Annotated in this window: 2 protein-coding genes; both read left to right on the top strand. The window is 68.6% G+C overall.

All coding sequences use genetic code 11. The annotated features are described in order from the left end of the window. Positions 1–28 precede the first annotated feature (28 nt). Complete coding sequence (gene istA / locus M8C11_RS30085; RefSeq protein WP_252454809.1) at positions 29–1,258, top strand: IS21 family transposase; 1,230 nt, start codon at positions 29–31, stop codon at positions 1,256–1,258. After that, positions 1,258–2,046 carry an IS21-like element helper ATPase IstB gene (gene istB, locus M8C11_RS30080; protein ID WP_252454807.1) on the top strand — a complete coding sequence of 263 codons (789 nt, stop codon included), beginning with the start codon at positions 1,258–1,260 and terminating at the stop codon, positions 2,044–2,046. The genes istA and istB overlap by 1 nt, the downstream gene beginning before the upstream one ends. Positions 2,047–2,117: the final 71 nt, after the last annotated feature.

Here is a 2,117-nt window from a genome sequence, read left to right as displayed (position 1 = left end):
TTTTGACCCCTTCCGGAAGCATCGGGAGGTGCTGAGCGTGGAGGACTGGGCGGAGATCCGTCGGTTGCACCGAGCGGAGCGGATGGCGATCAAGGCCATCTGCCGTCGGCTGGGGGTCTCGCGGAACACGGTGCGTAAGGCCTTGGCCAGTCATGAGCCGCCTCGCTATCAGCGGGCGGCGAAGGGCTCGATCGTGGACGCGGTCGAGCCGCAGATCAGGGCGTTGTTGGCGGAGTTCCCGGATATGCCAACGACGGTGATCATGGAGCGGGTCGGGTGGACCCGCGGCAAGACGGTGTTCGCCGATCGGGTGCAGCAGCTGCGGCCGTTGTTCCGCCGCCCGGATCCGGCGCAGCGGACGGAGTATCTGCCGGGAGAGCTTGCGCAGTGTGATCTGTGGTTCCCGCCGGCGGACGTGCCGTTGGGCTTCGGGCAGGTCGGCCGGCCACCGGTGCTGGTGATGGTGTCCGGGTATTCGCGGTGGCTGTCAGCGGTGATGATCCCGACCAGGCAGTCGCCGGACCTGCTGGCCGGGCACTGGACGCTGATCTCCGGCTGGGGACGGGTGCCCAAGGCGTTGGTGTGGGACAACGAGTCCGCCGTCGGTCAGTGGCGGGCCGGCAGGCCGCAGTTGACCGAGGCGATGAACGCCTTCCGCGGCACCCTCGGCATCAAGGTGATCCAGTGCCGGCCGGCGGACCCGGAAGCCAAGGGCCTGGTCGAGCGGGCCAACGGCTATCTGGAGACCTCGTTCCTGCCCGGACGCCGCTTCGCCTCACCGGGTGACTTCAACGCCCAGCTCACCGACTGGCTGGTGCGGGCGAACAACCGCCAACACCGGATGCTGGGCTGCCGCCCGCTGGACCGGTGGGACGCCGACCGGGCCGCCATGCTGCCACTGCCACCGGTTGCGCCGGTGGTCGGCTGGCGGCAGACCACCCGCCTTCCCCGCGATCACTACGTCCGCTTGGACGGCAACGACTACTCGGTGCACCCATCAGTGGTCGGCCGGCGGGTCGAGGTTACCGCCGACTGCGACCAGGTGACGGTGTCCTGCAACGGCCGGACAGTGGCCCGGCACGACCGCTGCTGGGCCAAGCACCAGAGCATCACCGACCCCGCCCACCGGCAAGCCGCCGCCGACCTGCGCGTCGCTGCCCAACGCACCCCGACGACCGCCGTTGACGCTCAGGTCGAACGCCGGCCGTTGAGCGACTACGACCGCCTGTTCGGCCTCGACGTTGAGGTGGCTGCGTGATGGCCGCCAAGACCAGCCGCAACGTCGCATCCGAGATCGCGTTCCTCACCCGCGCCCTGAAGGCGCCGTCCCTCGCTGCCTCCGTCGAACGCCTGGCGGAGCGGGCCCGGGCCGAGTCGTGGACGCATGAGGAGTTTCTCGCCGCCTGCCTGCAACGTGAAGTCGCCACCCGCGAAGCCCACGGCGGTGAAGGACGCATCCGGGCCGCGAGGTTCCCGGCCCGCAAGAGCCTGGAGGAGTTCGACTTCGAGCACCAACGGTCCTTGAAGCGGGAAGCGATCGCTCACCTGGGAACCCTCGACTTCGTGGCGTCGAAGGAGAACGTCGTCTTCTTGGGTCCGCCCGGCACCGGCAAGACGCACCTGTCCATCGGCCTGGGGATCCGGGCCTGCCAGGCCGGATACCGGGTCGCGTTCGCCACCGCCGCCCAGTGGGTGTCCCGCCTCGCTGACGCCCACCACGCCGGCCGCCTGCAGGACGAACTGGTCAAGCTCGGCCGGATCCCGCTGCTGATCGTCGACGAGGTCGGCTACATCCCCTTCGAAGCCGAAGCCGCGAACCTGTTCTTCCAGCTGGTGTCTAACCGCTACGAACGAGCCTCGCTGATCGTCACCAGCAACAAGCCCTTCGGCCGCTGGGGCGAGGTCTTCGGCGACGACGTGGTGGCCGCCGCCATGATCGACCGCCTCGTCCACCACGCCGAGGTCATCTCGATGAAGGGCGACAGCTACCGCCTCAAAGACCGCGACCTCGGCCGCGTCCCCGCAGCAACCAAGACCAACGACTGAACATCAACAAACCAGCGAAGGGGTCAAAATTCGGCCGGAACAGAGGGGTCAAAGTTCAGCCGGCGTTGACA

Origin of the sequence: Micromonospora sp. CPM1, from assembly GCF_023896895.1 — a bacterium.
GTDB lineage: Bacteria > Actinomycetota > Actinomycetes > Mycobacteriales > Micromonosporaceae > Micromonospora > Micromonospora tulbaghiae.
This window is presented reverse-complemented; position numbering and strand designations above follow the sequence as displayed.